The organism is Burkholderia sp. IDO3, assembly GCF_003366075.1.
Taxonomy (GTDB): Bacteria; Pseudomonadota; Gammaproteobacteria; order Burkholderiales; family Burkholderiaceae; genus Burkholderia; species Burkholderia anthina.
This window is the reverse complement of sequence record NZ_CP028962.1, coordinates 455,281-477,262: the sequence shown is the minus strand read 5'-3', so window position 1 is coordinate 477,262 and position 21,982 is coordinate 455,281. Positions and strand designations below refer to the sequence as shown.

The window sequence follows — 21,982 nt, the reverse complement described above, 5'->3', positions numbered from 1 at the left end:
CCCCTTTCAAGGAATCCGAAACATGAAGTTCAGATTGATGCTGCCCGCCGCCGCGCTCGCGGCCTTTGCACCGCTCGGGCAGGCACAGGAAAGCGGCGTCGACGGCGCCGGCACGATGCTCGAGCCGATCCGCGTCGATGCGCGCAAGGTCGCGCCGCTGCAGCGGCCGCTCGATACCGGCAGCCGCCTCGACCTGACGCCGCTCGAAACGCCCGCAAGCGTCGAACGGCTCGACCGCGCGACGCTCGACACGCGCGGCGACAGTTCGATCGTCGATGCGGTGAGCCGCGCTGCCGGCATCAGCGCCTCGCCGCATCCCGGCAACGGCGACTCGGAGCTGGGCGCGCGCGGCTTCGTCGGCGCGTCGTCGGTTACGCAACTCTACGACGGCGTACGCCCATATGGCGCCATCGGCGTCACCTTTCCGTTCGACACGTGGTCGGTCGACCATATCGACGTGCTGCGCGGCCCCGCTTCGGTGATCTACGGCGAAGGCGCGATCGGCGGCGTCGTGAACATCGTCCCGAAGAAGCCGACCCGCACGCCGATCCGCAACGAGCTGCAGGTCGGCGGCGGCACCGAACGCACGGCGCGCGTCGCGTTCGGCAGCGGCGGCGCGATCGACGACGCGCTGTCGTACCGCTTCGACATCAGCGGCAACCGCTCGGCGAACTGGGTCGATCGCGGCGATTCGCGCAATCTGTCGATCTCGGGCGCGCTGCGCTACGACGTGACGCCGGACCTGTACGTGACGGCGTCGTACGCGCAGGGCTTCCAGCATCCGATGCAGTATTTCGGCGTGCCGCTCGTGAACGGCGCGCGCGATCGCGCGCTCGACGGGAAGAACTACAACGTCGGCGACAGCGACATCGCGTTCCGCGACAGCTGGGCGACGGTGTCGGCGAACTGGCAGCCGAGCGACGGCCTGAACGTGACGAGCACGCTGTACCGGATGCAGAGCAATCGCCACTGGAAGGATGCCGAGTACTACGCGTACCTGCCGTCGAGCGCGCAGGTCCAGCGCAGCAGCTACACCGAAATCTTCCACGACCAGCAGCAGTACGGCAACGTGACGACGGCCACCGCGACCGGCCTGCTGCTCGGGATGCGCAACACGTTCTCGGCGGGCGCGGAGTTCAACCACACGACGTTCCGGCACGACAACAATTCGCCGTATTCGGGCACGTCGACGGTCGATCCGTTCGGCTTCGATCCGGGCAGCTTCATCAACGTGGCCGGCACGTATCCGAAGTACCGCAGCCAGGCGAACCAGTACGCGCTGTTCGCGGAGAACCGGCTCGAAATCACGCCGCGCTGGTCGGTGATCGGCGGGTTGCGCTACGACCATGCAAGCGTGAACCGCGACGATCTCGTGAACGGCGGCGCGTTCACGAAAGTGTTCGCGAACACGGGCTGGCGCCTTGGCACCGTGTACGACGTGCGCCCCGGTCTCGCCGTGTACGGGCAGTATTCGGTCGCGGCCGATCCGATCACCTCGCTGCTGTCGCTGAATGCGTCGAAGGCGAATTTCACGCTCGCGACCGGCCGTCAGATCGAGATCGGCGTGAAGCAGTCGCTCCTCGGCGGCAAGGCCGAATGGACGCTGGCCGCCTACCGGATCGTGAAGGACAACCTCGTGACGGCCGATCCGCTGAACCCGAACCAGTCGATCCAGGTCGGCCGGCAATCGTCGCGCGGGCTGGAGGCGACAGTCGGCGCGGAAATCGCGAGAGACTGGCGCGTCGACGCGAACGTGTCGATCCTGCGCGCGAAATACGACGACTTCCAGCAGGCGTCCGGCGGCACGACCGTCTCGCGTGCGGGCAACGTGCCGGTGTCGGTGCCGCAGCGGCTCGCGAACCTGTGGGTGAGCTGGCGCTTCGCGCCGGACTGGACCGGCATCGCCGGTATCAAGTACGTCGGCAAGCGCTTTGCCGACACGGCCAACACGCTCGTGATGCCGTCGTACACGAACGTCGACCTCGGGCTTGCGTGGAAGCCGCGCAAGGACACGACGATCACCGCGCGCGCCTACAACGTGTTCAACCGGCGCTACGTGCAGTCCGCGTACTACAACGAGACGCAGTATCTGCTCGGCAACGACCGCCGGTTCGAAGTGCTCGCGAACTACCGGTTCTGACGCCGCGCGGCGCGGTGGCGCCCTGGCACGGCGGCCCGTCGGCGCACGCGCGGCGGCGGGCCGTCGAATGTCGCGTCACCGTGAATGCGTCATGCCCTTGCGTGGGTGCCCAGCGGCAGCGGATTCAGCGCGGCGGCTTTCGACGACGCGTCCGCGGTCTCGCCCGCGGACGGATCCTGGTGCGCCGGACACGCATGCACGTCACGCGCGCGGCGCGGCCGCGCGGCGTGCCATCCACTTCCGGTAGCGCCGCGTCTGGCACTGCGCGGCGAGCTGCTGCGACACCAGCGCGCGCAGCGGCGACACGTCCGGATGCGTGCGCCGCCCGACGCTCAACCGCGCGAGCTGGAACTTGACCACCGCCATGTTCGCCAGCGCGCCCAATGCCTTGTTCTTCCAGCGGATCGGCTGCAGCACCGGCGCGCTATCCTTGCCGGCCTGCCAGTCGCGCGGCAGGTTCGGCTCGATCGACAGCGCGGTCGCGATGCCGACCATCGCCACGCCGCTGTCGACCACCTTTTCGGCCACCGCGCGGCGGCGAATGCCGCCCGTGACCATCAGCGGCATGCGCGCGACGGCCGTGATGTCCCGCGCGAATTCGAGGAAATACGCTTCGCGGGCCAGCGTGCGGCCGTCGCGCGCCTCGCCCTGCATCGCCGGCACTTCGTAGCTCCCGCCCGACAGTTCGACGAGATCGACGCCGAGCGGATTCAGCAGTTCGACCACGCGCTTCGCATCGTCCGCACTGAAGCCGCCGCGCTGGAAATCGGCCGAATTCAGCTTCACCGCCACGGCGAACGCGGGCGACACCGTCGCGCGCACCTCCCGCACGATGTCGAGCAGCAACCGCGCGCGATGCTCGATGCTGCCGCCCCACGCGTCCTGCCGGCGGTTGGCGAGCGGCGACAGGAACTGGCTCAGCAGGTAGCCGTGCGCCGCGTGGATCTGCACGCCGGTGAAGCCGCTTTGCTCGGCAAGCTGCGCGGCGCGCACGAAGCGCCGCTGCACGTCGGCGATATCGGCCTCCGTCATTTCCTTCGGCACCGGGAACTGCTTCGACAGCGCGCCGAGCGCGAGCGGCACGGCCGACGGCGCGAGCGTCGTCTGGCCGAGCGCCGCCTGCATCTGGCGCCCCGGATGGTTGATCTGCATCCACACCTGCGCGCCGCCGGAGCGCGACACCTGCGCCCACCGCCGGAAGCGGTCGAGGTGGGCCGCGCTGTCGAGCACGACGCCGTTCGGGCCGGTCATCGCGCGACCGTCCACCATCACGTTGCCGGTCAGGATCAGGCCGGCCCGGCCGTCGGCCCACGCCTGGTACAGGCGCAGCAACGCGTCGGACGGCGCGTGATCCGCATCGGCCATGTTCTCTTCCATCGCGGCCTTGGCGAGCCGGTTCGGAATCACCGCGCCATTGGGCAGTGTCAGGGGCGCAAACAGGTTCAAGGTGGATCTCCTCGATTGACGATGCCCAACCATAACTTTAAAGTCAGCTTCAAGGTCAAGCCCCTTTGGAGTCCAACATGAAAATCGGCGAACTGGCACGGGCCAGCGGCCTCGCGGCGTCGCGCATCCGCTTCTACGAAGCGAGCGGCCTGCTCGAACCGGCCCGCCGACAGGCGAATGGTTATCGGGAATACGGGCCGGATGCGTTGACGCGGCTCGCGATCATCGACCGCGCGCAACGCGCGGGTTTCGCGCTCGACGAGATCCGCGCGCTGCTGCCGCCCGATCTCGGCGCATGGCCGCACGACGAGCTGCTGCACGCGCTGCGGCACAAGGTCGATGAAATCGCGCTGCTCGAGCAGCGTCTCGCGCAGAACCGGCGCAATCTGCAGGCGCTGATCGACGAGATCGCGAACAAGCCGGCGGGCGAGGATTGTTCGGCCGCCGCACAGCGCATGCTCGACAAGCTGTGCAAGGAGGCGGCGGAGCCGGAGCCCGCGCCCGTGCCGGCATCGCCGCCACGGCCGGTACGAAAGCGCGCGTAAGTGCGTCGGCACGGGCGATCGTGATTGGTCCGCCGTGCTGTCGACGCATGATCGGGTGGTGCGTAGCGTGCCCACGCGCACCGCATCGGCAAGAGACATTGCCGGCGTGCACGGTAAAAAAACCCGGGCGATGGCGCGAGGCCTGGAGGAAATTCGCTTACGTCGCAGGTAATCGACGCGCGCAGCACGCGCGCCGATCATGGCTCGACCGATCAACGAGCCGTATCGACACCACGGAGCCCGCCATGACCGCCTACGCCATCGCCCACCTGCACGACGTCCGGATGTGCGACGACATCGTCGAATACCTCGAACGCATCGACGGCACGCTCGCGCCGTTCGACGGCCATTTCGTCATTCACGGCGCGCGGCCGGAGGTGCGCGAAGGGGAATGGCGCGGCGACCTGATCGCGATCGCGTTCCCCGATCTCGACACGGCGCGCGCATGGTACGAATCGGATGCGTACCGGAAGATTCAGCCGCTGCGCGCGCGACACGCGAGCGGCCCGTTGATCCTGATCGACGGCGTGGACGCGCGGCACAAGGCAACGGACATCCTGCGCTGATCCACGCCGCATCGGGTGCCGCGCGATTACGTCGCCTTGCGCGCCATCGGCTCGCCGACGACGAACCCGCCGCCCTGATACCGCTGCGTGGCGTCGTCGTACTCGGCGGTCGGGGCGGTCACCGGGAACAGCTCGGCGAACTGCTCGGAGCTGTCCTGCGGCCGGAAGCCGAGGAAGCCGGCCTTGGTGTTGTCCCACCACTTCACCGGGTTGTCCGACACGCCGTAGACGATCGCGTGGCCGACGCGGTTCGTCAGCAGCGAGCAGCGCACGAGTTCGATGAAGTCGCGGTAGCTCAGGAACGTCACGAGCATGCGCGGATTCTTCGGCACCTCGAACGACGAGCCGATCCGCAGGCAGACCGTCTCGATGCCGAAGCGGTCGAAGTAGTACCGCGACAGCGACTCGCCGAAGCATTTCGTCACGCCGTACAGGCTGTCCGGACGCAGCGGCGCATCGGCGTCGAGCACGTCCGTGACCGGATGGAAACCGATTGCGTGATTCGAGCTCGCGAACACGATCCGCTTCACGCCGTGCTTGCGCGCGGCTTCGTACAGGTTGTACGTGCCGGTGATGTTCGCATCGACGAGATCGTCGAACGGCGCGTCGATCGAAATGCCGCCGAGGTGAACGATCGCGTCGACGCCGTCGACCAGATCCATCACCGCCGGGCGGTCGGCCAGGTCGACGACCCGGGTTTCTTCGTGCGGGGCCGCGTCGTCCAGCGCCGCGATGTCGCTCACGCGCACGACGTCGGCCCAGTTCGCCAGCGCGCCGCGCACCTGGCGGCCGAGGTTGCCGGCCGCGCCGGTCAGCAGCAGGCGCCCGAACGGCTTGCGCGCACCGGTGGATGAGGCGTTCATCGAGTGTGTCTCCTTGAATCTGTCCTGGGATGTACCGAAAGGCGGAAAACGTTTTCCAACTATACGCGGGAAAAAAGCCGAACGTCAATGGTCGAACCTGCTCCCTGCCATCCGCACTTTCCCGATATGGGCCGACGGCCGGACGCCGGCTTTTTCTGCCACAATCCGGGGCAAGCTAACGAAAACGTTACCCTCCCGATGAAAAAAGTTTCCCCGACGATCCGCGACGTGGCCGCGGAAGCCGGCGTGTCGGTCGCGACGGTATCCAAGTACGTGAACGGCACGCAGCGCTTTTCGCCGACCGTCGAAGCGCGGCTCAAGGAGGCGATCGAGCGGCTCGGCTACCGTTCGAACCCGCTCGCGCGCTCGATGATCACCGGGCGCACGCGCACCATCGGCGTCGTGATCCTCGACATCAGCAACCCGCACTTCACGAACGTCGTCAAAGGCGCGAACCGCGTCGCGCTCCAGCACGACTACACGCTGCTGCTGGTCGACACCGAAGAGAGCCAGGCGCGCGAACGCTCGCTGATCGAGGCGCTCGCGCAGCGCGTCGACGGGCTGATCGTCAGCACGCGGATGCCCGACGAGGAAGCCGGCTGGATGCTCGATCTCCACAAGCCGCTCGTGCTGCTGCGGCGCAGCCCCGGCCTGCCGATTCCGAGCGTCGGCATCGACAACCGGCTCGCCACCTACATGCTCGCGCGCCACCTGCTCAATCTCGGCCACACGCGCATCGCGTACCTCGGCTTCGGCACCGCGCGCGTGAACGACGAACGGATCCAGGGCGCGCGCGACTGTCTCGCCGAAGCGGGGCTCACGCTCGACGTGCACGACGCGCATGCGCCGACCGCCGAAGCCGGCGAGCGCGCGTGCTCGCGCGTGATGCTCGGGCCGCAGCGCCCGCAGGCCGTGATCTGCTACAACGACCTGATCGCGCTCGGCTTCATGAAGGAAGCCGCATCGCTCGGGTTCCGGCTGCCGCAGGACGTGTCGGTGGCCGGCATCGACAACGTGCCGTACGGCCAGTACGCCGCGCCCGCGCTGACCACCATCGACATCCAGAGCGAGAACATGGGCGAACTCGCGATGCAAAAGCTGATCGACGCACTCGCCGGCCGCACCGACGCGAGCTATTCGACGTTCGAGCCGCGGCTCATCGTGCGCGCATCGACGGCCGAGGCCGGTTGAGGTCGATCGAGATCGATTGAGGCCGTCGAAGCGCGCCACGCTCGCGTCGTCCCGCGCCCTTGCGTGCCAAAGCAAATGCGCCGCCTTCGAGGCGGCGCGTTCATGTTCGGGCCGCGATTACGCGTCGAGCTTCGCGGGCTTCATCTTCGGCGTGAGCACGTGCATGACGGCCAGCGCGAGCAGATAGGCCAGCGCGCCGATCGCGAACAGCACCCAGTAATGGCCCGTGCGTTGCAGCACCTGGCCGATCACTTCCGAGAACAGCACGCCGCCGATCGAACCGGCCATCCCGCCGATGCCGACCACCGACGCGACCGCGCGGCGCGGGAACAGGTCGGACGCGGTCGTGAACAGGTTCGCCGACCAGCCCTGGTGCGCCGCCGCGGCGAGGCCGACGATCAGCACCGCGATCCACAGGCTCTGCACCTGCGACACGAACGCGATCGGCAGCACGCAGCACGCGCAGATCAGCATCGCCGTCTTGCGCGCGCCGTTCACGCTCCAGCCCGCGCGCAGCAGCACCGACGACAGCCAGCCGCCGCCGATGCTGCCCACCGTCGTCAGCGCATAGATGCACACGAGCGGCAGGCCGATATGCTGCATGTCCATCCCGCGCGACTCGTTGAGCCATTTCGGCAGCCAGAACAGGTAGAACCACCATACCGGATCGGTCAGGAACTTGCCCATCAGGAACGCCCACGTCTCGCGCTTGCGGATCAGCTCGCTCCAGCGCGGCGCGCCGGCGTCCGCGTTCGCCGCGTCGAGCGCTTCGGCTTCGTCGCGCGGCTCGTCGTATTCGGCGGCGAGCGCGCGCGTGTCGGCCGTGCGGTACATCACCAGCCACACCGCGAGCCACACGATGCCGATCGCGCCGATGATCACGAACGCCGCGCGCCAGCCGTAGGCCACCGCGATCGCCGGGATGATCGCCGGCGCGAACACCGCGCCGATGTTCGCGCCCGAGTTGAAGATGCCGGTCGCCAGCGCGCGTTCGCGGCGCGGAAACCATTCGGCCGTCGTCTTGATCGCGGCCGGGAAGTTGCCGCCCTCGCCGATCCCGAGCAGCGCGCGCACCGCGGCGAAGCCCATCACCGAGCCGACCGCCGCGTGCAGCACCGCGGCAATACTCCACACCAGCATCGCGACCGCATACGAGATGCGCGTGCCGAGCCAGTCGACGATGCGGCCGAAGCCGAGCAGCCCGATCGCGTAGAACGCGGAAAACGCCATCACGATGCGGCCGTACTGCACCTGGCTCCAGCCGATGTCGTGCTGGAGCATCGGCGCGAGCAGGCCGAGGATCTGCCGATCCATGTAGTTGATGACGGTCGCGAAGAACAGCAGTGCGCAGACGGTCCAGCGGTAGCGGCTGGCCGCGGCGCGCACGGCGCCGACGACGGCAGATTGCATGAGTGTCTCCGATGCGCGGCTGCGCCCGTCGCGCCGCTGGATGATGCGTGTCCGTGACCGGCGGCGGGCGCCGGGCGGGCGGCGGCGCGCCACGCTGGTGGCACGGCCGGTCGCCTGTCGATGTCTGGAAAACGTTTTTCAGAGAATAGGGCGGGCACCGGTGACCTGTCAGTCGGGGATTTCGATGAGTCGTCTCAAATCGGGCCGCGCAAAAAGAGACGACTGTTTCGTAGATTGGCATTAAACGTTTTTCCGCGATTGTCTTGCGCGGAAACGGGGCGAGAACGAGGCCATGACGCGGCAGCGCCAGCCGATACACATGTCCGATTCCAGCCAGAATCGGCGGCGCGGATGGTTTACAGTCGTCGCATGCGCCTCGATCCCGACACCTGCTACGACGCCCTGCTCTCGCGGAACCGCCGCTTCGACGGCTGGTTCTTCGTCGGCGTGTCGACGACGGGCGTGTATTGCCGCCCCGTTTGTCCGGTGAAGCCGCCGAAGGCGCAGAACTGCCGCTACTACCCGACCGCCGCCGCGGCCGAGAAGGCCGGCTTCCGGCCGTGCATGCGCTGCCGGCCCGAGCTCGCGCCCGGTCACGGGCTGCTCGACCTGTCCGGCAATCTCGCCGATGCGGCCGCCACGCTGATCGAGGACGGTTTCCTGAACGAACACGGGGTCGACGCACTCGCGCGGCGGGTCGGCGTGACCGAGCGCCATTTGCGCCGGATCTTCGCCGCGCAGTTCGGCGTGTCGCCGGTCGAATTCGCGCAGACGCACCGGCTGCTGATGGCCAAGCGCCTCCTGACCGACACCGCGCTGCCGGTGGCCATCGTCGCGTCGACCGCCGGATTCGGCAGCGTGCGGCGCTTCAACGACTTGTTCCGGCAACGCTACGGCCTCAATCCGCTGCGCCTGCGCAAGGGCGCCGGTGCGGCCGCCGGCGGCGACATGACGTTCCCGCTGCCGTACCGGCCGCCGTTCGCGTGGGCCGAGCTGATGCGGTTTCTCGCGCAGCGGCAGATCGACGGCGTCGAGCGGATCGACGCGAACGGTTATGCGCGCGTCGTCGCTTTGCCGAACGGACAGGGCGGCGGTGAGGTCACCGGCTGGTTGTCCGTGACGCACGTGCCGCAGCGGTTCGCGCTCGCGGTCACCGTATCGCCCGCGCTGACGCCCGTCGTGCCGGCCGTGCTCGCGCGCGTGCGGCGGCTGTTCGATCTCGACAGCCGGCCTGACGTGATCGACGCGCATCTCGGCGAACTCGCGCACGGTTCGCCCGGCCTGCGCGTGCCCGGTGCATTCGACGGGCTCGAGATTGCGATCCGCGCGATCGCGGGCGAGCAGCTGGCGGCAACGCACGCCGCCGCGCGACTCGCGCGCGTTGCCGAACGCTTCGGCACGCCGGTGGACCACGCGCCGCCCGGGCTTACGCACGCACTGCCCTGCGCCGCGACGCTCGCTTGCGCACCGCCGACAGCCTTCGAAGCGCTCGGCATCGCCCGTGATGCGGCGCGCGCGATCGTGTCGCTGGCACGCGCGATTGCCGACGGCACGCTCGCGCTCGAACCGATGGCGCCGCTCGACGCGACGCTCGCCGCGTTGCGCGCGATGCCCGGTTTCGACGAACGCGCGGTGCAGTACGTCGCGATGCGCGCGATGGGCTGGCCGAACGCGTTCCCCGCCGACGACGCGTGGCTTCCCGCCGCGCGGGCCGATCGTTCGCGCATTCCGTCAACCGAACCGCACACCGCGCGCTGGGCACCGTGGCGCGCGTATGCCGCACTGCATGTGTGGCGCCTTCATGGAGAAGCTTCGCGATGACTCCCGCCCATCTGATTCCGAGCCCGCTGGGCGACATCGCCATCCGCATCGAGGACGATGCGCTCACGGGCCTTTTTTTCGTCGGCCAGAAATACTATCCGTCGCTCGCGATCGCGTCGGATGCGAATGCGGACGCACGCAACGCATCGCCGCTCGCACGCAAGGTCGCGGAAGAAGTCGCCGAGTATTTCACCGGCGCGCGCGAGACCTTCTCGGTGCCGATTCACCTGCGCGGCACCGCGTTTCAGCGCAGCGTGTGGAAGCAATTGCTCGCGATTCCGTTCGGGGCGCTCGTGTCGTACGGCGACATCACCGAACGCGTCGGGCTGCCGATGAGCGCCGCGCGCGCCGTCGGCGGCGCGGTCGGCCGCAATCCCGTATCGATCATGGTGCCGTGCCATCGCGTAATCGGCGCGTCGGGCAGCCTGACCGGGTATGCGGGCGGGATCGAACGCAAGCGCGCGTTGCTGTCGCTCGAAGGCGCCGGGTTTCAACGCGGCGAGCGTCATACGATGCAGCAGTCGCTCGCGTTCTGACGTTCTCGTTCTGACGTTCCGATTGAGCGCCGGCGCGGCGCGGGTGCTGCGCTTCAGCCGTCCAGCACCGGCCGCCGTGCCTCCCGCTTCGCATACGCGCCCGGCGTCATGCGGAACTTTGCCTGGAACAGCGCGATGAACGACGACGTCGAGTCGTAGCCGAGCTGCGCGGCCACCGTACCGATCGGCTCGCCCGCGTCGAGCAGCGGCAACGAGGCCAGCAGCCGCACGGCCTGCCGCCATTCGGTAAACGACAGCCCGGTGTCCTGCCGGAACAGGCGCGACAGCGTGCGCCGCGTCGCGCCGACCTGATATCCCCATTCGTCGAGACTGCGCGTATCGCCCGGCGATGCGTGCAGCGCACGGGTGATCTTCATCAGCCGTGCATCGCGCGGCAGCGGCACCGTCAGCGGCGCCGGCCGCATGCGTGCGATACGGTCCGCGATCAGGCACACCAGCGCGCCGTCCGGCCCCGTTTCGTCGTAGTTCACCGGCAACTCGCCCGTGGCGATCACCAGCTCGCGCAGCAGCGGTGTCATGCAGAGAATCGTGCAATCGTCGCGGGGATCGTCGCGCGCGATCGCCGCGTCGAGATACAGGCTGTGGAACGCCACGCAATCGCGCGTCGTCACCGCATGCGGGACGTTCGGCGGAATCCACATCGCATAGTGCGGCGGCAGCAGATGCTGGCCGAACGGCGTCGACACCTCGAGCACGCCGCGCGTCGCATACATCAGCTGCGCCCACGGATGACTGTGCGCATCGACATGCACGTTGCCGGGAATCTCGAACGCGCGCACGAACAGCGGCCGCGGCAGGCGCGCCATCGGCGGCACCGCGTAAGGGTCGGCCGGTTGTCCCGCCAGCAACATAAGACGTCCTCCGAAGGTCATTGCGCGAACGAGCGCGATGCTACCGTGACGGCTCTTCTTTCACACGGCTTCCGTTCATGAGCGCCCATACCCGCACCACCCGCAAGACCGTCACCGCGATCCGTTCGACCAAAGGCATCGGCAGCCTCGTGTCGCTCACCGCCTACTCCGCGCCGATGGCGAAGCGGGTCGACGAGGTGGCCGACGTGATCATCGTCGGCGACTCCGTCGGCATGGTGTTGTACGGCATGCCCGATACGCTGCGCGTCACGCTCGACATGATGATTGCACACGGCGCGGCCGTCGTCCGCGGCGCCGCGCAGGCGTGCGTCGTCGTCGATCTGCCGTTCTCCACTTATCAGGAATCGCCCGCGCAGGCCTATCGCTCCGCCGCGCGCCTGCTCGCCGAAACCGGTGCGCAAGGCGTGAAGCTCGAAGGCGGCAGCGAGATGGCCGACACGATCCGCTTCCTCACCGATCGCGGCATTCCGGTGATGGCCCATGTCGGCCTCATGCCGCAGCAGGCAAACGCGATCGGCGGCTTCCGCGCGCAGGGGATGGACCCGCGCTCGGCCGCGCAGGTGTTCGATGCCGCGTGCGCCGCCGAGCGCGCCGGCGCGTTCAGCGTCGTCATCGAGGGCACCGCCGAAGCGCTCGCGCGGCACGTGACGGAGACGCTGTCGATTCCGACCATCGGCATCGGCGCGTCGCCCGCCTGCGACGGGCAAGTGCTCGTGACCGAGGACATGATCGGCGCGTTCGATGCGTACACGCCGCGCTTCGTGAAGCGCTACGCCGACGTGAACGCCGTGATGCGCGACGCGATCCGCCAGTACGCGCACGACGTGCGGCAACGCGCGTTTCCCGAGCCCGCGCATTGCTTCGGCTATGGCAAGCCGCTGCAACTGGCGGACTCGACCGTGGCTTGAAGTCGAGCCGGCGAGGCGATCACGCGCGCTTGCGCAGCGCATGCGCGACGCGCGCGTTCGCCTCGAACTTCGCGCGATGCGTCGAGAAGAACGTCCGCACGTTGCGCACGTTCGATGCGCCGGTGAACAGCCGCCGCGCGAATTCGTCGTATTCGGCGACGTCGGCCAGATCGGCCACCACCACGAAGTCCGGCCCCGGCGACACGCGGTAGCACTGCGTGACCGCCGGCTCCGCGCACACGTAGGCTTCGAACGCGTCGTAGTCCTCCGCCGTCTGCCGGTCGAGGCTGATCTCGATCAGCGCCGTGACGGCCGTGCCGATCGCGACCGGATCGAGCACCGCGACCTGCCGGCGGATCACGCCCGCGTCCGTCAGCCGGCGCACGCGGCGCATGCAGGTCGGCGGCGACGACAACGCGCGCTCGGCCAGCTCAAGGTTCGAGATCGACGCGTCGTCCTGCAGGATCGCGAGAATGCGCAGGTCGAGATCGTCGAGCGTGATGCCGGCCATCGGCGGCTCCTTCCGGTCAGGGTGTGAAATTTAATTTCACCATAATAATCGATCACCTGTCCGTTTCATTTATTGATGTATTTTGAAATTTAATTCCATTCACCCGCCTCTACCATCGCTGTCACGGGTCCAGACAGGACATTTACGGAGCGCGATATGTGTGGAATTGTCGGGGCGGTTGCCCAGCGGGACATCCTGCCGAACCTCGTCGACGGGCTGAAGCGGCTCGAATACCGCGGCTACGACTCGTGCGGCGTCGTGGTCTACCGTGACCGCGCGTTGGCCCGCGCACGCAGCATCGACCGCGTCGCCAACCTGCAGCGCGAGATCGCCGCAAACGCGCTGTCGGGCTACACCGGCATCGCGCACACGCGCTGGGCGACGCACGGCGCGCCCGTCACGCTCAACGCGCATCCGCACTTCTCGCCGAGCGACGACAACGCCCGCATCGCGCTGTCGCACAACGGGATCATCGAGAACTGCGATCAACTGCGCGCGGAGTTGCAGGCGCACGGCTACGTGTTCGCAAGCCAGACCGACAGCGAAGCCATCGCGCACCTCATCGACCATCTATACGACGGCGACCTGTTCGACGCGGTGCGCCGCGCGGTGGCGCGACTGCGCGGCAGCTACGCGATCGCGGTGATGTGCCGCGACGAGCCGCACCGGATCGTCGGCGCGCGCGACGGGATGCCGCTCGTCGTCGGTGTCGGCGACGGCGAGAATTTCCTGGCGTCGGATGCCATCGCGTTGTCGGGCATCACCGATCGCATCGCTTACCTCGAGAACGGCGATGTCGCCGATATTCAGCTCCATCGCTACTGGATCGTCGATGCAGCGGGCCAGCGTGTCGAACGTGCGGTGCAGCGCGTGGCCGCGCATAGCGGTGCGGCCGACCTCGGGTCGTACCGCTATTACATGCAGAAGGAAATCTTCGAGCAGCCGCAGGCGGTGGCCGATACGTTGCTCGATGTCGGGTCGATCATGCCGGAGCTGTTCGGCGACGGTGCGTGGCGCGTGTTCAACGACGTCGATTCGGTGTTGCTGCTCGCGTGCGGCGGCAGCTATCACGCGGCGCTGACAGCCAAGTACTGGGTCGAGAGCATCGCGAAGCTGCCCGCGAGCGTGGAGATTGCGAGCGAGTTTCGGTATCGCGACAGCGTGCCGAATCCGCGCACGCTCGTCGTCGCGGTGTCGCAAAGCGGCGAGACGGCCGACGTGCTCGGCGCGGTGCATGTCGCGAAACGCAGCGGGATGATGCATACGCTCGCGATCTGCAACGTCGCGACGAGTGCGCTGATGCGCGAATGCGCGCTGCAGTTCGTCACGCGCGCGGGGATCGAGATCGGGGTGGCGTCGACGAAGGCTTTTACGACGCAGCTCGTCGCGTTGTTCTTGCTGACCTTGTCGCTGGCGCAGGTGCGCGGACGGTTGAGCGACGACGAGGAGAACGCGCATCTACGCGCGCTGCGGCATCTGCCCGATGCGATGTCGAAAGTGCTCGCGCTGGAGCCGCAGATCATGGGCTGGTCGGAACTGCTCGCGCGGCGCGACAACATGCTGTTTCTCGGACGCGGGATGCATTATCCGATCGCGCTGGAAGGCGCGCTGAAGATGAAGGAGATTTCGTATATCCACGCGGAGGCTTATCCCGCGGGGGAGTTGAAGCATGGGCCGCTGGCGTTGGTCAGTCACGAGATGCCCGTTATCGCGGTGGCGCCGAACGATGCGCTTCTGGAAAAGCTTCGGTCGAACATGCATGAGGTCAGTGCGCGAAATGGGAAGCTTTTTGTGTTCGCGGATGTGGACTGCGGGTTGGTGCCGGGTGATGGGATCGAGGTGATTCGGCTCAACGAATACTACGGGCCGCTGTCGCCGATTCTGCATACGGTGCCGATGCAATTGCTGGCTTATCACGCGGCGTTGGCTCGGGGGACGGATATTGATAAGCCAAGGAATCTGGCGAAGTCGGTGACGGTGGAGTGAGGGGGGCGGCCACGAGGTGGCAACTTCTAATAGTTATCCTTAAGCCTTTCTGACCGCCCGAAAACCCAAGCGGGACGGGGCTTAAGGGCAACTAATAGGACTAGTGCGCAGCACCTCTCGGAAGGGGGTTTCAGAATTTCCGTGTTCAAGGCGGTTGAAATTCACACGGATATGGGTCCACCCTCCGCGAGCAACCGTGCTCCGATCTACTCGATGTGTCATCCGGCGTGCACGGGCGCACCGCCACCGTCGAAACGCCGTCGCCTGGGCACCCGGCTCGCCTCGAAATCAGCGACCGTCGATCACCGACCGTACGACATCGTCGGCCCGCGCAACCACCTTGCCGAAATAAAGCGCGAAGTTCGCCAGCGCCGCGTCGTGCATCGCTTCATCGGTGTCAGCACAAGCATCCGAGACCATGACGCAGCCAAAACCGCGATCGGCAGCATCCCGAGCCGTCGTCTCGACGCAGCAGCTCGTGACAACACCGGTCAACACCAGGTTGCGCACGCCCATGCGATCGAGAACGTTCTGAATCTCGCTGCCGTTGAACGCACCCTGAGTCGTCTTGCGTATCACCGTCTCGCCTTCCAGCGGCGCAACCTCATCGCGGAATGCATAGTCGGGATTGCCGGTCCACCACATGTCCTCGATGCCGGCCGCGGCTTCCAGCGTGCGCGTCCATGCGCGAAAGCGCGCCGGACAATCCCGCATGTCGCGGTAAGCCGATCCGATCGCGAGGTGCACCACCGGACGCTGAGTCTGCCTGAACGCGTCGAGCAACGCCCGGATCGCCGGGAGCGTCGTATGTTCGAGCCGTTCGACGTAGTAGCGCATCGAACCTGGCGACACCGCCTCGCACGCCTTCACCCATCCGCGATCCGCCGCCGCGTCGTTGTACTGAACGTCGATGACGACGAGCGCGGTCTCCGTGCGATTCGCGAAATCGATCCCGGGAATGGTGGCGGACAACGGGTCGTACGACACGCTTCCGGATTGCGGCTGATTCATACTCGCTCCAGAGAATTCGATCGGCGGGAAACCGGCACGCGCACCGGCACGCCACCCGGCATGCCGTCCACGTGTCGCTTATTTTCACGTGCCGTGTCGGCATCGACATGACACAAAGCGACGGCGGATTGCCGGATAACGCATCGCGCCACCGCATGGCTCCGCGGCGTATCCACATGAAGATCGCGGATCAGCCGATACGTCGCCCCGGCACGTGCCGCCCGGCTGCTGCAAGCTCCGCTCGGATGCTCGGATGCTCGGATGCTCCGATGCTCAGTGCTCGCCGAGCGCGGTGCGCAGGCGTCCGATGTACCAGTTGCAGAACTTTTCGACCTGCCATTCCGAAGGCGCGTAAGGCCCCGGCTCGTAGGCCGGGTTGCACGCGCCCTGCTGCGTCAGGCCGACGTAGAACTTGTCCTGCTCGTTGGTGGTCTTCCACACGTGCGTCAGGTTATCGAGCGAGTAATCGCGTCCCTCGACGGCGTCCCGGTGCACGAGCCACGTCGTTCGCACCAGCGTCTTGCCCGCACTGATCGGCAATACCGCAAAGTGGATGGAATGATCGGCCTGCAGGTGATGCCACGAATTCGGCTGCAGGTGGAACTGAAGGCGGCCGAGCCGGGCTTCGGTGAAATCCCCCATCAGCCGGCTGCATGCGGCCTTGCCGTCGAGCGTCATCGACTCGCCGGGGCCGGTGAGCGGCACACGCTGAATCCGGAACGCGGTCGCGCGATCGTCGAGATGCTCGACCGGCTCGCAGGGCAAGCCGTTGCGTGCCCAGATATCGCGCGATGCCGCCAGCGCCGCGTTGTGCTCGCGCACCGCCTCGCGGCGGGCCGGATTGACATCGTCCTCCGTATAGCCGAACACGCCGAAGGTCGATTGCAGCAGTTCCGGATGGCCCATGCAGTGATAGCACTCGCGATTGTTCTCCATCGCGAGCTTCCAGTTGCCGTCCTCGACGATGTCGATCTGCTGCGCCACCTTGCAGTCGCGCAGCCGGTGCGGGTCGACATACGCACCGACCGCGTCGACGAGCGCGTCGAAGTCGCCCGGCGGCTCATCGGCCGCGCAGACGAAAATCAGGCCGCCGAGGCTGCGGACGTGCGCGCGTTTCAGGCTATAGCACGCGTTGTCCGCACCGGCAGGCAATTCCGCGTGCAGAAGCGCGCCCGTCGGCGCATAGGTCCACTGGTGATAAGGGCAGACAAGGTTCGCGACCTCACCATGCTGTTCGTGCAGGAGCCGTGCGCCACGATGCCGGCAGACGTTGTGAAATGCATTGAGCTCGAACCCGTCGCCCCGGCTGACGATGATCGAATACGGTCCGAAGTCCGCGAGAAAATATTGTCCGGGCTCCGGAATCGATGCCTCGACACCGACAAAGATCCAGTGCCGTCCGAAGATCGCGTGCATGTCCACGTCGAACACGACGTCGCTCAGATAGAACGGCGCGTCGAGACTGAAGCCGGTCCGGCGCGTCGCCACCAGCCTGCGCACATGGTCTGCCTTGTGCGCGACATCCGGATGATCCAGATCGAATGACACTTTCGCTTCCCCAGTCGAGGTTGTCGGCGTCGGACGATCGGCGTGTGCGCGCCGCAGAATCTTTCAATGCACACACGACACGCGTTGCACGTATCGTCCGCATCGATGAAGTGTAGGAACCGCTGCGACGCCACGCGTTAACGCATGCGCCCGGAATTCGGCGAAAAACGACGCGGGGTCGGCTGGCGCGTTCGAGATGTTCCCGCCTGCGCGAGAAACGACCTACTTCGAGAAACTCAGCTTCTTCACCAGCACGGTGCCATTCGCCGGGCTCACCAGCGAGATGGACTGGAGATCCAGATACAACCTGGAAGTCTTCGTCGTGATGTCGGTCGGCTCGTCGTTGCTCGGCTCGGCATGCTCGACGTGCTCGCTCAGATACGGTTGGACCAGGCGCCCGGAAAGCGCGACCGCGAAATCGCCGTGCGTTTGCGCGTACGCCGCGGATGAAAGCCTCGTGCGGCCGCGAACGGTGGTCTTGTTGCCCTTTCCGGGATCGAGTTCGATGATGTCGATCTGCTGGATATAGCCTTTTGCCTTCGCTTCGGCTGCGATCACGAGCCCTCGCCCGCGTGGCCCGGTGATGACCTTTCTGAGCAGGATCCCGGTGCGGCCTTCGCCGTCGCCGTCGACCAGGTCGAAGTCCAGCGTCAACAGATGCCTCCGGGCGTGATACCGAAGCCCGTACGATACCGGCACCAGGAAAGTCACCTCGCGATCCAGGCCGACCGCAGCCAGGTCGGCATTCCCGCCATGCTTGCCGGCCCCGCCGGGAATCAGGCTGCGAACGCGATCGCCCAGGGACGGAGTGGCGCTTTTGATGGGCTGCTTCTCCAGCGCGGCGCGAATCGCAACCGGATCATCGCCGACAATCGGCCGCTTGAGCGGCGTGCCGGATGTCACGGCGAGGGTGGCGGACGCGGCGGACGCCGTGTCGCCGACATTGCCGGCCGCTGCACACGCCGCACCTTGCGACAGCATGATCGCCAAGGCAGCGACGCACATGGCATTCAGACGACCCGACATGGATTTCCGGTGAAACACGACACACTCCTGATTTTCTGGCGGCTCGGTCGACTACGGGATCGGTCCGATGAAATGATCGTCAACGCGCCGGCCGCCCGAATTGACCGATCGCCTGCGCGACGCATCGCAGGCTCGATGTCAGCCTGGCGGCAGGCCGGCGCGCACATTATCGTAGCGCCCAGACTACAACAATCCACGACACGCGGGCAGCCACGCGACATGCGGCAGGCCATGCCATTCGGCTGCCCGCCGGAAGCCGCCGCCGCGATCTCACGCCTGCCCATCCGCCCGCCTGTACTCCGCCGGCGCCTTCCCCACCAGCTTGCGGAAATCGCGCGTGAGATGCGCCTGATCGAAGTACCCCAGCGCATGCGCCAGCTCCGCGAGATCGACCGGTTCACCGCCCGCGAGCTTATCCGCGGCCTCGTGCAGCCGGTATCGACAGATCACCCACTTCGGCGTCACGCCCACGTAGCTGGAAAAGAGCTGCTGCAGCGTGCGCTCGCTCAACCCCGCACGCTCGGCCAGATCCCGCACCTGCGTCAACCCGATATCGTGCTGCAACATCTGCAAAATGCCATGAATGCGCTCGACCTGCGGATCGGCCGGCGGCAGCACCCGCAACAGCAACGCCTCCGCCGCCGCGACCATTCCCGCGTCATCCCCGGCACCGAGCACGGCGTCCTCGGCTTGCGCATCGCCACAATCGAGCAGCGTCGACACCGGCAGCACCTTGTCGGTCAGCACATGCACCGGCTTGCCGAAGAACGCCCGAAATGCTCCCGGCCGAAAGCGCAAACCCATCACCCTCCCCGCCCCGGCCAGCGTCGTCTCGAACGCGCCCGACACCACCCCGAAAACGCCCGTCCGCCGCCGATCGAACACCAGATTCACGCACGGATACGGCAGCGTGCGCTGCACATACGGCGGCTGGTCGCGCAGATCCCATTCGACGATCCAGTGGTGATCCAGCACACCGGCCAGCTCGGCACACGGGTGATAGCGATTCAGGCGAAACCGCCGATTGAAGGCTTTCGGGCCGACGACGCCCTTGGGCGTGTCGGTCACGTGACGCAAGTCGGCCATGGCGACGAACCGGGAAGAGGATGGCGTGATGATGCACCGCGGCAGCGGATTTTTCCAAGACGGGGATACGCGAGCGTCCTACATTTGAATTCCCGCCAACGACCGCACACTGGAGCCCGCACATGCCGCAAGACCGTCACCTGACCCTGTACCACTCGCCGCGCAGCCGATCGGCCGGCGCCCGCATGCTGCTCGAGGAACTGGGCGCCGACTACGCGGTGCATGCGTTCGACCTCTCGACCGGGAAACATCACGAGCCCGACTACCTCGCGGTCAATCCGCTGGGCAAGGTTCCCGCATTGCGTCATGGCGACGTAATCGTTACCGAGCAGGCGGCCGTCTACCTGTACGCGGCCGAACTGTATCCGGAAGCCGGCCTGTCGCCCGCGCCGGGCGATGCGCTGCGCGGCCCCTATCTGCGCTGGATGACGTTCTACGGTTCATGCTTCGAGCCGGCGCTCGTCGATCGCTCGATGAACCGCGCGCCGGCCGGATACTCGACATCGCCCTATGGCGACTTCGATGCAGTCATCAACGCGATCGCCACGCAACTGGCCAACGGCCCCTATCTGCTGGGCGAGCGCTTCACGGCGGCGGACGTGCTGTGGGCTTCGGCGCTGAACTGGACCACGATGTTCAAGCTGATACCCGAGACGCCGCTCATTCGCACCTATATCGATCGTGTCCTAGCACGCCCGGCCATCCAGCGCGCGCAAGCGGCCGATGCAGCGCTGGCGGCAGAGCAGGACAAGGCCAGGGAGGCCGCCGCAACGGCAAAGTCGTAGTTCGAACGACGGCAGGCCGAACGCGAGTTCCACCTGCCGCCGTGCGGGCACCGTTCAAGCGGCGCCGCATCAGAACATCGTATGCAACCCGATCCGCGCGACCGCCTGGCTCGCCGAACTCGACGCGCCGTTCGGATCGAGCACGCCGTTGATCTGCGCGTTCGCGCCGCTGTTCGCGCGTTGATAGTCCGCCGACACATAAACCATCGTCCGCTTGGTGAACAGGTATTGAAGCGCGACGCTGACCTGATGCGCGTGGTTGTCGTTCACGGCTTCGTTGCCCTTCATGTACATGTACTTCGCGCCGAAAAAGACGTCCGGCCTGATGCGCCAGAGGCCACCGGCTTCGGCCATCCACACCCCGGCACCGTTGAACGAATTGTGCACGGTGGTCAGCAGCGCCTTCGCGGTCACGGCCCCGAAGTCATAGTGCATCCCGACGCCCCAGTTGCGCACGCTGGTCGACGGCGTGCCCGGCGCGGGCCCGTACTTCTCGTTCGTATAGGCCGCGCCGATGCCGAACGCGCCAAGCTCGTAGTTCAACCCGGCGCTCACGGTATTGTCCGCGCCGACGGAACCGGCCACGCCGCCGAACGCATACATCACGCCGCCCGACAACCCCGCAATCGTCGGCGAGCTGTATTTGACCGAATTCGCGACCGGCTTGCTGCCTGCCGTGCGGTCCCAGTCGAACGCGCCGGTCGGATTGTCCGGCAGCGCGAGGCGCTGGAACGGGCCGTTGCGGAAGCCGTACAGCCCCGTGAGATCCATCGCGATTTCATTGTCCTTCGCAAAGAGGGAATCCACCATGAAGTCGTACTGGTTGCCGAGCCGGATGCTGCCGAACCGGTCGCTCTCGATACCCACGTACGCGTTACGCCCGAAGAGGCCGGTGCCGACGATGCTGCCGTTCGCCATCGAGAACTGGTTCACGAGCGCGAACGTCGCGCGATATCCGCCGCCGAGATCTTCCGTGCCGCGCAAGCCGAACAGGTTCGGCGTGAAGATGCCGTCGTCGAACTTGACGTTCTTCCCTCCACCTTCGTTGCTGACATACGAAATGCCGCTGTCGATCAAGCCGAACATGGTCACGCTGCTCTGCGCGTACGCACCCGGCGCGATGGCAAGCATCGCGAATACGCCAAACCTCAGTTTCATTTTGTCTCCGTCTTTTTTGGAAATTCGAGCGGGTGCCCGCCACGTCGCGGCCGCTCGCCCGGTGCTTCGAGAAACCACGCCGTCCCCTGCCCGGATCAGGCTTTCATCCGGGCCGGCATACCGATATTTATTTAGTGATACTGAATCAATGAAACGGCTTATATTCCGCTGATTGCCGATTTCACCCAACCCGGGGCGATCGCCCCATCCACCGGCTCAAGCGCGCCGACACACCACCCACGCAGCCGAATCCACCTCGACGGCCACGGCTTCCAGCCCGGCACCCGAACACGGCCCGTCGATACATACGCCATCGTCGAACCGGAACAACGCGCTGTGATGCGCGCACATCAGCACCTGCGACCGATAACAGGACACGTTGCCCGGAATGAAATCGAGCGGCACCGAAAAATGCGGGCAACGGTTCACATATGCCCACACCTGCTCGCCGCGCCGCACGACGATGACGGGGCGGCCGATGCACGCTTCGTCGACGACCCGTGCCCCACCGTCGGGCACGTCGGAGAAGCGGCAGAGTGGCGTGGCGCCCAT

20 protein-coding genes are annotated in these 21,982 nt (G+C 66.7%); 9 read left to right on the top strand and 11 right to left on the bottom strand.

Annotation, left to right across the window (positions count from 1 at the left end; all coding sequences use genetic code 11):
• Positions 1-22: 22 nt before the first annotated feature.
• Positions 23-2,140 (top strand): TonB-dependent receptor, encoded by a 2,118-nt coding sequence (locus tag DCN14_RS02320; RefSeq protein ID WP_096500462.1) that lies wholly within the window; start codon positions 23-25, stop codon positions 2,138-2,140.
• A gap of 201 nt (positions 2,141-2,341) precedes the next feature.
• Here DCN14_RS02320 and DCN14_RS02315 read toward each other — a convergent pair whose 3' ends face one another.
• Entirely contained in the window at positions 2,342-3,586 is a 1,245-nt protein-coding gene (locus tag DCN14_RS02315) for an NADH:flavin oxidoreductase/NADH oxidase family protein (protein ID WP_096500464.1), read from the bottom strand.
• Between the two features lie 77 nt (positions 3,587-3,663).
• Between DCN14_RS02315 and DCN14_RS02310 the strand changes: the two genes are divergently transcribed.
• Positions 3,664-4,131, top strand: a complete 468-nt coding sequence (locus DCN14_RS02310; protein ID WP_096500466.1) for a MerR family transcriptional regulator — start codon at positions 3,664-3,666, stop codon at positions 4,129-4,131.
• 245 nt (positions 4,132-4,376) lie between these two features.
• Entirely contained in the window at positions 4,377-4,697 is a 321-nt protein-coding gene (locus tag DCN14_RS02305; protein ID WP_096500468.1) for a DUF1330 domain-containing protein, read from the top strand.
• A 26-nt stretch (positions 4,698-4,723) separates the two neighbouring features.
• Here the strand turns inward: DCN14_RS02305 and DCN14_RS02300 are convergent, their stop codons facing one another.
• On the bottom strand, positions 4,724-5,560 hold the full coding sequence (locus tag DCN14_RS02300) for an NAD(P)-dependent oxidoreductase (RefSeq protein ID WP_096500470.1): 837 nt from the start codon (positions 5,558-5,560) through the stop codon (positions 4,724-4,726).
• A gap of 87 nt (positions 5,561-5,647) precedes the next feature.
• On the opposite strand from DCN14_RS02300, the gene DCN14_RS02295 reads away from it, so the two are divergent.
• Positions 5,648-6,751: a LacI family DNA-binding transcriptional regulator gene (locus DCN14_RS02295; RefSeq protein WP_096500472.1), complete on the top strand. Its 1,104-nt coding sequence runs from the start codon at positions 5,648-5,650 to the stop codon at positions 6,749-6,751.
• Positions 6,752-6,868: 117 nt separating this feature from the next.
• Here the strand turns inward: DCN14_RS02295 and DCN14_RS02290 are convergent, their stop codons facing one another.
• Entirely contained in the window at positions 6,869-8,161 is a 1,293-nt protein-coding gene (locus DCN14_RS02290; protein WP_096500474.1) for an MFS transporter, read from the bottom strand.
• A gap of 351 nt (positions 8,162-8,512) precedes the next feature.
• Here DCN14_RS02290 and DCN14_RS02285 point away from each other — a divergent pair, with 351 nt between their 5' ends.
• Positions 8,513-9,982 (top strand): AlkA N-terminal domain-containing protein, encoded by a 1,470-nt coding sequence (locus tag DCN14_RS02285; protein ID WP_096500476.1) that lies wholly within the window; start codon positions 8,513-8,515, stop codon positions 9,980-9,982.
• The gene (locus DCN14_RS02280) at positions 9,979-10,518 is read left to right on the top strand and encodes a methylated-DNA--[protein]-cysteine S-methyltransferase (RefSeq protein WP_096500478.1); all 540 of its coding nucleotides are present in this window, start codon (positions 9,979-9,981) and stop codon (positions 10,516-10,518) included. The genes DCN14_RS02285 and DCN14_RS02280 overlap by 4 nt, the downstream gene beginning before the upstream one ends.
• A gap of 53 nt (positions 10,519-10,571) precedes the next feature.
• On the opposite strand, the gene DCN14_RS02275 is transcribed toward DCN14_RS02280, so the two are convergent.
• On the bottom strand, positions 10,572-11,390 hold the full coding sequence (locus DCN14_RS02275; protein WP_096500480.1) for a helix-turn-helix transcriptional regulator: 819 nt from the start codon (positions 11,388-11,390) through the stop codon (positions 10,572-10,574).
• A 77-nt stretch (positions 11,391-11,467) separates the two neighbouring features.
• Between DCN14_RS02275 and panB the strand changes: the two genes are divergently transcribed.
• Positions 11,468-12,319: a 3-methyl-2-oxobutanoate hydroxymethyltransferase gene (gene panB, locus DCN14_RS02270; protein WP_096500482.1), complete on the top strand. Its 852-nt coding sequence runs from the start codon at positions 11,468-11,470 to the stop codon at positions 12,317-12,319.
• Positions 12,320-12,338: 19 nt separating this feature from the next.
• On the opposite strand, the gene DCN14_RS02265 is transcribed toward panB, so the two are convergent.
• Positions 12,339-12,830: an Lrp/AsnC family transcriptional regulator gene (locus DCN14_RS02265; RefSeq protein WP_096500484.1), complete on the bottom strand. Its 492-nt coding sequence runs from the start codon at positions 12,828-12,830 to the stop codon at positions 12,339-12,341.
• A 156-nt stretch (positions 12,831-12,986) separates the two neighbouring features.
• Here DCN14_RS02265 and glmS point away from each other — a divergent pair, with 156 nt between their 5' ends.
• Entirely contained in the window at positions 12,987-14,816 is a 1,830-nt protein-coding gene (gene glmS, locus DCN14_RS02260) for a glutamine--fructose-6-phosphate transaminase (isomerizing) (RefSeq protein ID WP_096500486.1), read from the top strand.
• 288 nt (positions 14,817-15,104) lie between these two features.
• On the opposite strand, the gene DCN14_RS02255 is transcribed toward glmS, so the two are convergent.
• The 4 genes from DCN14_RS02255 to DCN14_RS02240 all read right to left on the bottom strand — a co-directional run bounded on the left by DCN14_RS02255 (position 15,105) and on the right by DCN14_RS02240 (position 19,487).
• Positions 15,105-15,827 carry an isochorismatase family cysteine hydrolase gene (locus tag DCN14_RS02255; RefSeq protein ID WP_096500488.1) on the bottom strand — a complete coding sequence of 241 codons (723 nt, stop codon included), beginning with the start codon at positions 15,825-15,827 and terminating at the stop codon, positions 15,105-15,107.
• A 273-nt stretch (positions 15,828-16,100) separates the two neighbouring features.
• Positions 16,101-17,375, bottom strand: coding sequence for an aromatic ring-hydroxylating dioxygenase subunit alpha (locus DCN14_RS02250; RefSeq protein WP_240327246.1), 1,275 nt, complete (start codon positions 17,373-17,375; stop codon positions 16,101-16,103).
• Positions 17,376-17,597: 222 nt separating this feature from the next.
• Entirely contained in the window at positions 17,598-18,419 is an 822-nt protein-coding gene (locus tag DCN14_RS02245; RefSeq protein ID WP_096500490.1) for a hypothetical protein, read from the bottom strand.
• Positions 18,420-18,671: 252 nt separating this feature from the next.
• A complete protein-coding gene (locus tag DCN14_RS02240) occupies positions 18,672-19,487 on the bottom strand; it encodes a helix-turn-helix domain-containing protein (RefSeq protein WP_096500492.1) in 816 nt (271 codons plus the stop codon).
• A 122-nt stretch (positions 19,488-19,609) separates the two neighbouring features.
• On the opposite strand from DCN14_RS02240, the gene DCN14_RS02235 reads away from it, so the two are divergent.
• Entirely contained in the window at positions 19,610-20,272 is a 663-nt protein-coding gene (locus DCN14_RS02235; protein ID WP_096500494.1) for a glutathione S-transferase family protein, read from the top strand.
• 69 nt (positions 20,273-20,341) lie between these two features.
• Here DCN14_RS02235 and DCN14_RS02230 read toward each other — a convergent pair whose 3' ends face one another.
• Positions 20,342-21,430: a porin gene (locus DCN14_RS02230; protein ID WP_096500496.1), complete on the bottom strand. Its 1,089-nt coding sequence runs from the start codon at positions 21,428-21,430 to the stop codon at positions 20,342-20,344.
• Between the two features lie 216 nt (positions 21,431-21,646).
• Complete coding sequence (locus tag DCN14_RS02225; protein ID WP_096500498.1) at positions 21,647-21,982, bottom strand: Rieske 2Fe-2S domain-containing protein; 336 nt, start codon at positions 21,980-21,982, stop codon at positions 21,647-21,649.